This is a genomic window from Mesorhizobium sp. CA7, from assembly GCF_020165015.1.
Classification (GTDB): Bacteria; Pseudomonadota; Alphaproteobacteria; order Rhizobiales; family Rhizobiaceae; genus Mesorhizobium.
Genome location: NZ_JAIUHH010000010.1, coordinates 126378 through 139573, shown reverse-complemented (window position 1 = coordinate 139573; position 13196 = coordinate 126378). Strand labels below are relative to the sequence as shown.

Here is a 13196-nt window from a genome sequence, read left to right as displayed (position 1 = left end):
GATTGGAGGCCAACTATTTCTCCAGACGACAAAACGAAACATCGTGTTGAGTTCGTTTGCGCGGCCTCAACGATTCCGCTGGAATGGCGCGGGGAAGGGTCAGGGGAAAAAGGTTATCGATGGTCCGACGGCAGCCTCACAGCCGAATTGGATTGAAACCTTGACGGGGATAGCTGGGCGTAGAATTTCAGCCGAGACAGGGTGACGATCCAACGAGATTGTTAGAGCTTGGCCCGATCTAAAAGCGCTCGGAACTCTGCCAAGCCAACGACGCAGTCCTTGTGAAGGCCATAGCCGGCGAATCTCGCAACAAAAAAGCCCAACTCGAACTCCGTGGGCTGATCGATGGAACTAACTATTGTGCGAAGTTTTTTGCTACGTGGATTTGTGTTTGCGAGAAGAATTATCACCTCCGGTGTCCCAGACACCTTGACACCACTAAATGTGGTGCTTCTGTTGAACCTAAGCAAACCGAGTTGATCAAGTTGACGGAATTGTTGCTCTATCATTTCATTTAAGTCAGTACGGCTTTTTTGGTTGCAAAGAGCCCCGCTCAGATCTGCAAGGTGTTTATGCAATCCAGCTGTTCCGCCTAAGGCGCCATCGCCGTACTTCATTTCTATAAAGACCGGCGTGCATTGTCCTGTCCTTCTGCCCGAAGCCGGCCATCTGAGGCCGACCATGTCGAAGCGACCAGAGCGTGCGTCTCCTGCATACTCAATGTCCGTGATGAAATACTCGGTCTCGTTTGCGTTTCTCGAACGGTTGTTTTCCCATGCGACAAGCTGCTGGAATTCACGTTCCAATTTCGGATATTCGGCGTGGTGGCGGTTCATGATCTCCTTGAGATGCGGAAATGACTTCAGCCAAATCTGGCAGTCAGCCTCTGTTCCGAGGCATGTAGGCAATGTGCCGAGCAGTTCGATCTGCTCAGCCGGTGCACTTTTTCCGGCGTAATTTTTGTCGAACTCCGCGCGGTAGCCTCCGAGTTTCTGCTCGATCTTCATGAGATTGCCGCCTCGGTAATAAATCTTAATCGACGTCCCCCTCAACGCGAGCATGAGGGTGTCGTCCTCGCGCACCCGCTTTGTTAGGTGGCAAAGCATCCCGCTCTTCAGGTCGTGAAGAAATTCCTCGCAGATCGCTCTCATTCAAATCGCCTCCCACCGGCCATCTTCTGTTGGTGTGACATTGACAAACAAACTCCCGAACCGATCGGGGAAGAAAGTGTGGATCGGAATTAGCCGTTTCGGACTAATGGCAGCAGCAAGCCTTTTGAGGGAGTAAACGTCGGCGTGGCCAGACGTATGGATTGTCTCGGTCGGTATGCCGAACTCCCTGCATTTCGCGCTGAACTTGAGCCCGGCTTCCCTGGCTAGATAGCCTTCCCATTGTGACCAGATCGCCCGAGCGCCGGTGTGAGCACCCACCAGATGCAGGTCGCTCAACATCCAGGGACGCACGATCATTACCGATTTTCCGGTCTCGTCAGGCAACCTCTCGGGAAAAATGCGACGACCTTTGTAGGCTTCGACGATTGGCGCAATCCCGTTCCGAACCAGCATGCGCCGCTGTGCTTGCGGAATGTAGACTTTCACGTCCTGCCAATCGTCGGCCGGTTTTGGAATCGAGGGAGTTTCGGTCGCCTTGAGGACTTCCGCGCCGTAGGCATCCACGATCAACTGTCGTCCTGATCGTCTGGCGGCTCTATAGACGCTGACGACACGGTCAATGTTCTGCACCGAACAGGCGACCAGCAACATACCCGGTGTGCGGCTGGCAGCGTCGACCAGCCTTTGCTCTATTTCTGCCTCGGTCTCAAACCGACCTTCGTCGTCAAGCCTGCTCAGGCTCGATCCCTCCATCAGCATGACGTCTATCGACTCGGGTGGCTGCGCAATAAGCCGCTCAAAGAGCTTCGCCTTGCGTCCATGAGCGCGCACGTCCCCGGTATAGAAGAGCCGTTTGCCCCCTGCCTCGATGAGAAGACTGTAGGCATCGAAGCCTGAATGATCCATCAGATACGGGCTCACTCGAAACGGACCCAGGCTGAAGGGCTTTCGATGTTCGTAGGCTACTGCCGGATCGGGCGCATAGCCGTCTGGAATGAACGGAGCTGCGGCGCGCATGATTGCAAGCGTCCTCCGACCAAGATAGACATCGATTGGCTGTTTGACTTTCGGGAGCAGGCCCCAGTGGTCACGGTGCCCATGACTGAGGACGATCCCAAGCATGGTTGGATCGGGCTCCTGCAACCCTTTGACTGAGGGCAGCGCGGCGTCTTCGAACTCAAGGTCCAACGGAAGGCCGAGATCGAGTAGGATTCGATAGCCGTCCTGCTCCAGTTCTACGCAACTGCCTCCGATTTCTTTACTGCCACGATGGATACAAAGCTTCATTCCGCCCCCGTTCGAACCGACCCTCACCACTGTTCCAGCAGTTTCGACCTGACCGGCTGGTAGTGGCTGTCACTGCGAACGTCGAAAAGGTTCTCCGGGACGCAGAATCTCTTCCGGATCATTGCTATTTGCGACGAATTACGCAGTCGCGGATCGACGAACAGAATGAAGCGATTGGACTCCAGAGAAAAGGAGACTCGTCCACGAGGCCAGTCTTCGTATTCCGTCGAAAGCAGCTCGACGCTTAGCTTTTGAACACTGAGCCATTTCGGACCGAGACTTTGCATCGTTGACCAGAAATCGAAATGCCCGCCAGGGTGGACGATAGAAGGTCCGTAAATCTCGCCCTCTGCAAGATCAATCGCCTGCGCCAAGATTGCAGCTGTGCCAGCTTGGCCTCTGACAACCCAGAAAAACCCGATCTTGCCGCCGGCCGCCCCGGGGACCACGCCATTCATGATACCTTCGATCTTGGTCACGCTCAGTCTCCACGAACGGTCCAGCCTTCGGTGCTCGTTTGCGACAGATCGACCACCGGAAGCTATACGCTTCAGGCTTCGAGATATTTACACCCTCCCGACAAAAAGACGGCCTAGTTGCTCAAGAGCAACAGGCATCACGCCTTCAGGGAAGAGGGAAAGGACGGTCCGCGCGAACGGCCGCAATCGATAACGGCGACTTACTTAGATGAATGCTGGAGCATTGTTTGAGCGCATCGGCCGCGAAAGGTCGTATTGACAAAGCGCCCGGTCGTCATAGGCCGCGTCAATCATCGTCACGAGGTTGTTCAGATTTCCGGCGATTCGATCCCAGGTAGTTACTGAAACCTGGGCCTTTGGCGCCATTAAGTTGTCGATGATGCGAGAGGGAAGATAGGGATAGCGCCGTTCATATTCCGATCGGTCATCAACGTTGGTCCAGGAAGTGCAATCAGGATAGATCTGAGCCTTTTCCACTTCATGTGCCGCCGTCCAATACAAAGGGCTTATGGACGGAAGCTGGATAACAAGAACGCCGGATTGCTTGTTGACCGTGCCGTTATACATGCTGGAATAGATCTCCCAATCGACGTGCTTCCTTCCCCTAGTTTCCGTGCCAACCAGGACGATGGTCACGCTTGAATCCCGTAGATAGTCATCTCGGATAATCCTGCGAATGCTTTCTGTTGGAAGCGTATCGTTGACGTTGTTCGTATCAACGGAAACGTCGAGAAATAGGCCATACTGGTAGGCCCATTGCTGCAGTTGGTTCTTCGCCCACTGGTCGTTGGCGTGATGATAGCTAATAAAGACTTTATGCATCGGGTTACCTTATTTTCCGTGCGACGGCAGCGAGTTTCAGGATTGGGTCGATCAGTTCATTGAGATTCTCACGCGAGTTGCGCAATTCCTTCAGCGCATCGAGCGGAACTCCGTCTCCGTCAGCGCCATCATCGATCAAACGATCGGCTAGTTCAGCGGCGGCATAGCCGGTGGCGCCCACTGGAATACAGGTTACGCCGAGTTGCCGAGCGATTTCGAACTCACGGATCATCCCGTCAGCGATGACCGTGTCATCGCCAGCCTTCTTGTTGCCGAACAGGAACAGTGCGATGCCTGCGGACGATATTATGTCCTGGCGGTAGGCTTCCCACACTTCCTTCCGTTTCGCCTCGTCGGCGATGTATTGCGGAAAGGGGCGCATCAGCATTCGATCTTCGAGATGCCCCTGGCGGTCTGCGTAAATCGCTTCAAGCGCGCCGGTAAACAGGGCATTGCCAACGCCAAGGCCGATGCCGGTCGCAATTCGGAACTTGGCCGAGATTAATGCCGAGCCGAGAGTGCGCATAAAGCCCGCGACCGCTTGTTCGCCCCACGGTGTGAAATCGCTTGCGCTTGACGAGACGAAGATCGTCCGGCTGCGGTATTGCCGTTCAATCTCAACTAAGATGTGAGTAATTTCTCTATACTCGTCGACCAGTAATGGGCGAATGTTGAACCGCTTCAGATCTTCGAGAACAAGCGCTTGGCGAATTTTTCCGTATTCAAACTCGACCTCGCTCTCACCGTCGCGGCGGGTCCGGTTCCGAAAGATGGCGTAGTGACGACGTTGGTTAGTTTGGAACGTGATCCGCACTCGTGCCAGCACCTGTTCAAGGTTCGGGTCCGTAAAACTGAACCCCACGAACAGGAACGATTTCGACACAAGGTCGCCGGCTAGCGCATTAATGAACGCCCCGCGCTCGCCTGCGTAACGCTCGTAATCATCGCGCGTCGCAACTGCCTTGTCCGGCCGGTCAACATCCCCATGCATCTTGTAGACGATGGCATCGCGCCGCGGCTGTGTGTTCGCTAACTGCGGCACGGCCCATTTGACATCAACGATCTTGCCCGCGTCCTTCAACGCAGTCTCGATCAGTTTGTCGTAGTTGGTTGTCCAGTAGGTCGTAATTGGGAGCTTGGCTAATAACCGATGATTGGCGGTCGGTGGGTTATCCGCCGAGAAGGCGTTTACTATGGCCGTATGGAGGGCATGCCGATTCTGATGGTTTGCGTTCACGTGAAATTGCGCGACTGCTACGAGATCGAACTCTTTCTCAACATCGAGGCGGAGTTCTTCGGCGAGCGGTCGGACCAGATTGGCCCAGTCCACAAAGCCAGCAGGAGCGGATAGTCCAGCCCCAGCGAAGATTGCTGCGTTGCCTGCTTCGATTTCTGCAAGAAAGCTGCCAATAAATCCCTTTATGTCATCCCGCATCGATCGACTCTGCTCTCGCTGGTGGTCGCACGGTCTGGCAATAGGAAGTATCAGCCCCGTCCCCGTGCAAAAGATGGATGTGCAGAGGCGGATATTCAACCTCGGTCGGCACGTTATGCAGAGGTAGATTATCTTCTGGTGTCCGGGTCGCTCATAATCCGTTGCCCATGCGGACTGTCGGGAGGAAAACGGGCTATCAGGAGATAGCCGCCATGCAACACAATCGAATCAGTTCGGCGCTCGGCAGTAATGGGCCGGAGAAGTCAATAGTTGCGTTGCTGGCGCGACAAGACAGTACTCAAGTTCTGTCGATTTGGCAGAATGATCACGTCTGCGAATATCTGCTCGCCTCGGATAGCCGGCGACACACCTGGCATGCGTGGCTAGCCGTACATGGTGCGCACATTCGCGATGTCGCCGAAACCTATCGGTTCCTGACGTTCGCTAAATCACGGCAGATTCTCACCGACGCATTCGGCTCCTGCCCCGCTGGCATGGTTTCGACACTCGGCAAATTCGGACCACATGCTAGGCCGAAATATGCCTATGTCGCCCTACATGAAGTGCTCTTTGCCGGTGGATCGCTGGCAAACCACGTCTGCCAATCAGCAAAGATTCCCGATGATGAGCTTGTTGCGCTGGCTTCAGCCACTAGCCTGCCAGTGCCGGACCGAGTGATCCGCGCGCTGCTGAAGTGCAGGATGTCCGCCCAGGCAATGGCTGAGCTGCTGTGGGTGTTCTCAAGGCTGGCACCGATGCACGGCGAGCAGCAACTGGTTCGGTGCATTGTTCAGGGCCGCCAACCGGCGTCCATCCTGGCCAATCTGTTCAGCTTGGCGTCCTTTCCGGAACCACCATTCGAGCAAATTGGCGGGCTGATCCCGATCACCACGGCAGAGCAGCTGCGGAAAACGGGGGAGGAATTCGGTAACTGCCTGAAGGGCGGTGAGGAACTCGCATACGCCCTCGCATCGGTCCAATCCGGTCAGCGTTACTTCTACCGCTGGAACGGCGATCACCCGACGCTTCTCGGATTCTGTAGATGTGGCCCTACAGGGTGGATTTTGGCCGAGCGCTCCGGTCCGAAGAATTCACGAGTTTCCCCAGCTACGATCAACCAGATTGGTGAAGTGCTGGCCGGTGTTCCGAACGTCTTTGTCGGCAACGGAGGAGCTGGGATGCTTGAGTGGATATGTGCGAGATGAATCTCCGACAGCTACTTCCGTTGTTGATTAGATGATTGTCAAAAGCTACGACGGTGAGGGGCTTCCAAAAGGAGATTCATCTTGGCCGACGAAACGACCAGCCTGATCGAGTTAACCGCCGATATCGTTTCTGCTTACGTCGGCAACAACGCAGTGCCGGTAGCCTCATTACCGGAACTGATCCAGAGCGTGAATTCGTCGCTTTCGAGAATTGGCCAGCCCGCCGAGCCGGAGAAGCCGGCCCAGACTCCGGCCGTCAATCCGAAGCGATCTGTGTTCCCCGACTATGTCATTTGTCTCGAGGACGGGAAGAAGTTCAAATCGCTGAAGCGCCACCTCACAACGCATTACAATCTCACACCGGAAGAATATCGCGAGAAGTGGGGCCTAGCGCGCGACTATCCGATGGTTGCGCCGAACTACGCTGCTCAGCGATCGGCACTGGCGAAGTCGAGCGGACTCGGCCGGAAGGCCGTCGCCAAGCCGGTGAAGAAGGCGACCGCGAAGCGGAAGGGCAGCTAACGGAATTGCGGAGCGTTAACCGACAGCGTCAGTACTATTGAGACTGCACATCCGGATCAACCAGCCTCCGCCCGCCTGACGCTCAAAGACACTCAGTGACGTGCCGTTGCCGACTGCCTCCCCTTCCGAGTAAGCGGCCAGTGTCCAGGCAATGTTTTCCGAGCTGCCCGCTTCGATCACCTGAAGGGTCTTGTTGGGCCCGGCATGCTGAACCCAAATGCCGTGCAACGCCTCTATCGCCGCTCGGCCGCGTGCTGGAGGCCCGTAAGGTGAATGCACTTCTCCATCGTCGGTGAAGACGGCAGCGCAGCCGGCGGCATCTCCTGATCGATACGCCTCGACATACATGTCCCAGATCCCCTGGAGGTCATCGAAGGTCGACATGGTTTCTCCTTGCCGTATGAGGACATTTTAGCAACATCTCATAATACGGACTAGGCCCATCGGACCTGCGCTCGTCTCGCCAGATCACCGCATGGAGTCTTGGTTCCGCTCTGCCGCACTCTAATCCTCATCGCCCTCGATGAATTTGCTGAAGTCCGTTGGTATTTGGCGTGCCATGTCGATGACTTGACTTGCGGTTTTGCCGTTGAGAATGTGCCCGAGCATTCGATAGCCGTCAGCTTCCGACATCTGGTCGACACCGTAGTAGTCGCGCATCATGTTCATGGCGCCAATGAAGGCCATGCGCGTGTCGGGATTCGTGAGCGACACCTTAATGAGCGATTCCGAGAGGATGGCGGTCGACGGTGTCGAAAAATCTAACGTCAATTCGTCTGAGGCGACCGCAGGCGAGGCAAGAGCAAGAGCGGCGGCAAAAAACATTCTGCGGATCATATCTCGATAGGGTTCCTTCCGAAGTGACTCAGTCCTAGCTGGCCTATAGAACGCGAGGGCCGACGATGCCAGCTTGCAAATTGGCGAGCTGTAGCGCCATCTCACGAGTCGCCTCAACAAAGTTGTAGACATGCGCCGTGAAATACCCCCAGTATTTACCGGGGGGATCAATCATTGAAGGCGTTGGCGATTATTTTGAGCACGGCTTTGTTCCTGGCCGGATGTTCAACAAACACAAATATTTCGGATGGCCAACTGGCCGCGCTGGACACGAACGCGCTTTGTCATGCCCTCGCGAGCAGCACAGACGAGCAGTATCGAAGTCGAGTTACGGCGCTTCTGGTTCGGCGCGGTGCAACGGCCGAAAAATGCCTCAGGCTGATACGGACAGACAACGCCGTCGCGACTGGCATTGCCGTGGGAGGACTAGCCGTGGCCGCAGGCGCGGCAGCAAAGAACGGCGGCGGAGGCTATTATGTCCCACGACCACAGGCCTACGGCGTGGCATGGGATCAGTTTTACGGCCCGAACTATAGCCTGATATGGCGTTGCCGGGACGTGGCGACCGGCCAATTCGTCTACGACTACTATTGCGCCGGCATGCCGATGATCGACAGCACCTGGCCCGGATGGTCTGCTTAAGCGATGGACAGGTCTCGGCACGACAACCGTTCTGATCAATGGCGCAAGCGCACCGGCGCAAAACGCTCACGTGCACTGCGATGGGCCAGTGTGCCTCGCCGGCTGCTCTTCGTGACTGTTGCCGCAGCCTGTGCCTTCGCAACTGAGATGGTACTGAAGCACAACGAAAGCTTGCAAGAGATCACGGCCCCATACTTGCTAGCGCCCAAACCGGAGCCGATTACTGGCGTCGCCTCCGTCATCGACGGGGACACGATCGAGGTGCACGGTCAGCGCATCCGGTTCAATGGCATCGACGCGCCAGAGAGCAAGCAATACTGCGACGACGCCAAGGGCTTCGAATATCCATGCGGCCGGCGCTCAGCCAATGCCCTCGACAGCTTCCTGGCGGCCTCAGGGCCGGTGCAGTGCACATTCGTGACATGGGATCGCTATCACCGCTTTGTCGGCGACTGCCGGCGCGCCGACGGCGTCAGTGTGGCGGCCTGGATGGTCGAGCACGGCCAGGCGCTCGATTGGCCGCGCTACAGCAATGGCGCGTACGCCCAGCAACAGGCAAAGGCGCAGGCTGCGAAGGTCGGGATGTGGGTTGGTAACTTCCAGGCGCCATGGGATTGGCGTTCGTCACACGCTGATGGCGCGACCCCATCAAGCCAGCCGCTCGGCATCATCAGCCGAAAGCTGGTCGCACAGAGCGGCTATTCGTGTGAGCCGCGACGGTACTGCAGGCAAATCAGTTCGTGCGACGAAGCCCAATGGTATCTGCACAACTGCTCGTGGGGCGGTAAGCTGGATCGGGACGGCGACGGCGTGGCCTGCGAGACGCTGTGCTAAAGGGACGGAGCTGTCTGCATGGCCGCCGATAAGCCTCCTGTTCAATCGCTAGCTGATCTGCATGCCGAGTTAGCCTTGATCGACGAGGAGATGCGCAAGGCGGGTGTGAAATTTACCGGACGCGACATCCGCGGATGGCAAACCTTTTCCTCGCGAAGAGGGTTGGGGCTGCGGATGCCTTCTCCGATCAGAAATCCAAGCCCGGACGATCTCTCCTACGACGCGCTTTCAGCTCACATCTTCGCCTGGTTCGATCGGCGCTACGGGAAGAAGTTGAACATCGTCTATGCGCCATCAGCCGGAGTTATCGACATCGATGGCGACCTTTTCAGCCTGTCGGTTTCCATCATCTACGGACAGGTGAATGTTGAGGTTAATCCGCAGCGCCTAACCTTCAAATATAGCTCTCTTGTGAAGGACAGGTTTCCGAAAATGAACCTGTTACAAAGCCTCAAGGATCTAACCCAAGCTTACGCAGAGAGCATTCCGCCCGCGCTGTATGTCGATCTGGTGAAGCAATACGGCCTGATCGTAACGACCTACAACGAGATGATGGCGCATCATAGCGTGCCCCTTGTGGCTGAGGCTTCCGTCGACATTGATGCCGGCGCCGCCGCTCTGATGGACGGCATTTCTTTCGGTCACGCGCGTTGGTGTTTCCACCAAGCGGCGGAGAAGTCAGTCAAGGCGCTGCTCCAGCACGAGGGGGTGTCGTACTCAAGACGTGGGCACGATCTGAAGGAACTCATCGAACTCTCGACGAAACTCGCGGGCAAGGTCAGGGACTCGACGATTGCGACTGCTACATGCTCAAGCAAGGCTCGGTACGGAGAGGTCGTCACATCGGTTTCGGAAGCGATTCTCTCATATCGAAGCGCCCTTACCATTATTGATGCAGCTCTGAAGAAGATGCCGGGTAAACGGCTATTCAGAGGTATCGTTGTCTATCCGGGGCCATTCCCAGATAGTGAATTTGACCCCAAAATCGATGGACTGCCTTGATAGGACTATCGGCCCGTTGAGCAGTAGATTTTCTATGAATCGTACCGCACCGAAAGTCGCTATTTGCACGGATTGGTCCAGCCAAATTCCGCGCAATCCTGATGGAAGCGCGTTTTCCTCCATATTCACCGGAGGGTTAAGGGCTACCCAATACGAGCGAGAGCGCTGGGATGTGGCGCCCATCCTTGAGGGGCGCGTTCCTCATATTAAAGGCTATTTTTCCACGCGAGAGTTGCATGGATTCTTGCGTCAGTACGGGCTCACATTCATAGCCTTCAGTCAGGTCGGATGGTCCCGAGGTGCTTTCCATTCAACATGGATGCCGTGGACTCCTGGCAAAACAGACCATTCGGTTAGTCCGGCTGACACTTGGAGTAGTATCGCAGGCAATCTTTACAGGCTGCGGGCAGCGGCGGAACCACCGAATTCAGAACCAAACACCCATGATTCGATCGCCAATTTGGTCGACGCGAGGACGGACCCTGAACGCCTCTCAAGCGCGATCAGCCTTTCGCTGCGCAGTATCGACCTAAGCGTCGAGGCTATCGCGGATTACTATCATGAGCAGCTTGTCAATCTCATGGCTGCAGGCAGCACCAACGGCGAACTTGTCGCTACCACGCTCGACCAAAATCTTTTTGCCCATGTCAATTCGTTTCTCATGCACTTTGGAAGCGCCCGCGATTACCTCGCAACCCTATGTGCATCGCGGATAGGGATGGACTCTCGCATTGACTCCCTAGCTAGGCTAGTCGACTCGCTGCGCTCTGATCATCTGGACAAAGATCCAATACTGGCGGTGTTTACGACACTAGGTTACATCAAGCCCAAGGCATCGCCGTCGACCAAGTTTGAGGTCTCGGGTTGGATGCAGCAAGCCACAGAGCTGCGCAACGAATTCATGCATCGAAGGCCATTTGGAGCTAAGTTCCACGAACGAACGGGCTCAGCTCGAACGTTGGATAGCGAAATCGGTGTCTACAGATATGTTCGCCCAATCGTGGTAACGGATGCCAAGTACGACCTGCTGGATTTGATCGCTAAGCACTATCGCAAAATCGGGGAGCTGTTTGACAAAGCTGCGACGGCAACTGGGTACGACGCCGAGATTCCCACGTTCACCGACGTAGATATCATCTCCATTAAACAGTTATAGCCTACGGGGCGTGGCTTTTAGAGCTTGCAATTGACAACTTGCTGATCGCCTTCCTTCAATGTGCCTTTCCAAAGGCATTCTGAGTGCCTTTTTCGGGTTACCCGAACCACCACATCCCCAATCGAAACACGATAGAAGCCTTTCTCAGTTGCCTCGACATTCTCACCATTGATTTCGACCAGGTAGTCGATTGGAGGGACGGGCTTAACCACCACGGTCACGCGAGGAAACTGTTCCAAATGTAAAGAGACCAGTTCCGGCTGCAGCGCCTTGGCGACCACCGCATTCTCTTCGACACTATCCCATTTCAGATTGACTTCTCCTGATGACCAACGTGCAGTGACGCTGTCTGGACTGACCGCCACTAAACCAGCGGCACCAATCGCAGCGGCAATCCCGGCCCTCGTTTCCTCCCTAACGCGCGCACCCGATGTTTTGCTTAGAAAATCCTCGGCGGTGGCTCGCAGAGCAGCCTTCTGAACGGCCGGCGTAATAACCTCACCGCTCTTGTTCTCCCACGCGGAGATCAAGCGCTCATAACTCAGCTCTTCGGCGGCTGCCGGCGCGAACGTCGCAATCACCAGGGCGGAGGTCATCATCGCCATCCAAAGCGTGTTGATCATTATTGTATCTCCCTGATCCGCTGCAAAGCGATTAGAGCGACCAACAGTCCCAGCAGAAGGATCCCGGCCATGAAAAAATCGAAGCTGACCGAATACCTGTATTGAAGGAACTCGGCGTTGATTTTCTCCCAACAGCTATTAAACCACAGGTTCGCGATCCCAGCTTTCCACGAAATGCCGTACAGGATCGCCTGAGCCAGGCATGTCATGGAGCCAGCGAGTATTGCGAGAGTCCACGGTGTGGGACGCAAGCTTCCTTGAAGGCCCAAGAGCAGTGCAGCGCCGAGACCTATTAGGCCCGTAGAGAGTGTAATTCCGAGTTGAATGATGCTGTCGAGGAGTTCGACAGCCTTCAGAAAGGGATCGCTGGCAGCAGCCTCGTTACATGCCCCTTTGAAATTCTCTGACGGTACAGCAATGAATACCAAAACAGAGGCAATCGCCAGTGGAACGCCAACAACAGTAACCGGACCCCATTTGCCCACATGTCCCCTCCATTTCGAGCCACCACATCGCAAGTCATTGGGCTGCAGACGAGCCCCGGCTTAAGTTTAGGAGCTTTTGCCTTTTACGTCTAAAGAATCGACGACGCTCATCGCGAGCATGAAAGGGCAAGATAGATGTTCTTGGCTGTTTGAGGGTAAAATTGGTTGCCATTAATCGTGGTCAGGCCAGCCGCGTTTAGGCTACGCGCCAGCTCCGAGAATGACAGCGCTTCCCAGCCGGCCGGCAAAGACTGGCTAATTCTGGCGGCAAAGTTGGCTGCTTTCGCCTTGTTTGCGGCCGCCAAAACACTGCCATTCTGCCCAAGCTGGACTCCTCGTCGCTTGGCCTGCGCCAGTGCAGCCTTCGTTCGTTCGGAAATGAGCCTGCGCTCTTCCTGAGCCAGCGCCGCGAAAATATGCAGCTGGAAGTCCGTTGCATTCGGCATCTCGACGATGACGAGGCGGACACCCTTTTCCATCATCGCGGATATGAAGCTGACACGCCTGGAAAAGCGGTCCAAACGGGCGATTAGCAGGGAAGCTCCGGCCTTTTTGGCGGCGTTTATCGCTTTTGCCAGTTCAATTCGTCGATCGTTCCTGCCTGACTCCACCTCAACGAATTCTCCGACCAACTCGCCATCGGCGCCAGCAAATTGCCGCACCATCTGTTGCTGAGCCTCTAATCCGAGCCCGGATCGGGCCTGTTTTTTGGTCGAAACGCGGTAATAGCCGACGTATTTCATGGGGCTCCGTCA

General features: G+C 55.8%; 16 protein-coding genes. 6 read left to right on the top strand and 10 right to left on the bottom strand.

The genetic code is table 11. From position 1 onward, the window contains the following. Window positions 1-221 precede the first annotated feature (221 nt). The 5 genes from LB552_RS18810 to LB552_RS18790 form a co-directional block, all read right to left on the bottom strand. Entirely contained in the window at window positions 222-1151 is a 930-nt protein-coding gene (locus LB552_RS18810) for a hypothetical protein (RefSeq protein ID WP_224609183.1), read from the bottom strand. Next, window positions 1152-2399: an MBL fold metallo-hydrolase gene (locus LB552_RS18805; protein WP_224609180.1), complete on the bottom strand. Its 1248-nt coding sequence runs from the start codon at window positions 2397-2399 to the stop codon at window positions 1152-1154. Between the two features lie 23 nt (window positions 2400-2422). After that, the gene (locus LB552_RS18800; protein WP_224609177.1) at window positions 2423-2878 is read right to left on the bottom strand and encodes a hypothetical protein; all 456 of its coding nucleotides are present in this window, start codon (window positions 2876-2878) and stop codon (window positions 2423-2425) included. Between the two features lie 204 nt (window positions 2879-3082). Continuing rightward, window positions 3083-3700, bottom strand: a complete 618-nt coding sequence (locus LB552_RS18795) for a TIR domain-containing protein (RefSeq protein ID WP_224609175.1) — start codon at window positions 3698-3700, stop codon at window positions 3083-3085. A gap of 4 nt (window positions 3701-3704) precedes the next feature. Next, window positions 3705-5135, bottom strand: a complete 1431-nt coding sequence (locus LB552_RS18790) for an SIR2 family protein (RefSeq protein ID WP_224609172.1) — start codon at window positions 5133-5135, stop codon at window positions 3705-3707. Window positions 5136-5347: 212 nt separating this feature from the next. Here LB552_RS18790 and LB552_RS18785 point away from each other — a divergent pair, with 212 nt between their 5' ends. Both LB552_RS18785 and LB552_RS18780 read left to right on the top strand, forming a co-directional pair. Continuing rightward, window positions 5348-6340: a hypothetical protein gene (locus tag LB552_RS18785; RefSeq protein WP_224609169.1), complete on the top strand. Its 993-nt coding sequence runs from the start codon at window positions 5348-5350 to the stop codon at window positions 6338-6340. Window positions 6341-6421: 81 nt separating this feature from the next. After that, the gene (locus LB552_RS18780) at window positions 6422-6862 is read left to right on the top strand and encodes a MucR family transcriptional regulator (RefSeq protein WP_263481686.1); all 441 of its coding nucleotides are present in this window, start codon (window positions 6422-6424) and stop codon (window positions 6860-6862) included. Window positions 6863-6877: 15 nt separating this feature from the next. On the opposite strand, the gene LB552_RS18775 is transcribed toward LB552_RS18780, so the two are convergent. Together LB552_RS18775 and LB552_RS18770 are read right to left on the bottom strand one after the other, a co-directional pair. Then, entirely contained in the window at window positions 6878-7246 is a 369-nt protein-coding gene (locus LB552_RS18775) for a YybH family protein (RefSeq protein ID WP_224609167.1), read from the bottom strand. A 120-nt stretch (window positions 7247-7366) separates the two neighbouring features. Then, window positions 7367-7699, bottom strand: a complete 333-nt coding sequence (locus LB552_RS18770) for a hypothetical protein (RefSeq protein WP_224609164.1) — start codon at window positions 7697-7699, stop codon at window positions 7367-7369. Between the two features lie 174 nt (window positions 7700-7873). On the opposite strand from LB552_RS18770, the gene LB552_RS18765 reads away from it, so the two are divergent. From LB552_RS18765 to LB552_RS18750, 4 genes are all read left to right on the top strand, one after another. Further along, complete coding sequence (locus LB552_RS18765; RefSeq protein WP_224609162.1) at window positions 7874-8341, top strand: hypothetical protein; 468 nt, start codon at window positions 7874-7876, stop codon at window positions 8339-8341. A 147-nt stretch (window positions 8342-8488) separates the two neighbouring features. Beyond that, complete coding sequence (locus LB552_RS18760) at window positions 8489-9175, top strand: thermonuclease family protein (protein ID WP_224609160.1); 687 nt, start codon at window positions 8489-8491, stop codon at window positions 9173-9175. Window positions 9176-9193: 18 nt separating this feature from the next. Then, window positions 9194-10177 (top strand): HEPN domain-containing protein, encoded by a 984-nt coding sequence (locus LB552_RS18755; RefSeq protein ID WP_224609157.1) that lies wholly within the window; start codon window positions 9194-9196, stop codon window positions 10175-10177. A 34-nt stretch (window positions 10178-10211) separates the two neighbouring features. Continuing rightward, complete coding sequence (locus LB552_RS18750) at window positions 10212-11333, top strand: hypothetical protein (protein ID WP_224609155.1); 1122 nt, start codon at window positions 10212-10214, stop codon at window positions 11331-11333. 17 nt (window positions 11334-11350) lie between these two features. On the opposite strand, the gene LB552_RS18745 is transcribed toward LB552_RS18750, so the two are convergent. The 3 genes from LB552_RS18745 to LB552_RS18735 all read right to left on the bottom strand — a co-directional run bounded on the left by LB552_RS18745 (window position 11351) and on the right by LB552_RS18735 (window position 13184). After that, a complete protein-coding gene (locus LB552_RS18745) occupies window positions 11351-11956 on the bottom strand; it encodes a hypothetical protein (protein ID WP_224609152.1) in 606 nt (201 codons plus the stop codon). Next, window positions 11956-12441 carry a hypothetical protein gene (locus LB552_RS18740; RefSeq protein WP_224609150.1) on the bottom strand — a complete coding sequence of 162 codons (486 nt, stop codon included), beginning with the start codon at window positions 12439-12441 and terminating at the stop codon, window positions 11956-11958. Before LB552_RS18740 ends, LB552_RS18745 begins: the two co-directional genes overlap by 1 nt. Before the next feature lie 107 nt (window positions 12442-12548). Continuing rightward, window positions 12549-13184, bottom strand: coding sequence for a recombinase family protein (locus tag LB552_RS18735; RefSeq protein ID WP_224609147.1), 636 nt, complete (start codon window positions 13182-13184; stop codon window positions 12549-12551). Between the last annotated feature and the right edge of the window lie 12 nt (window positions 13185-13196).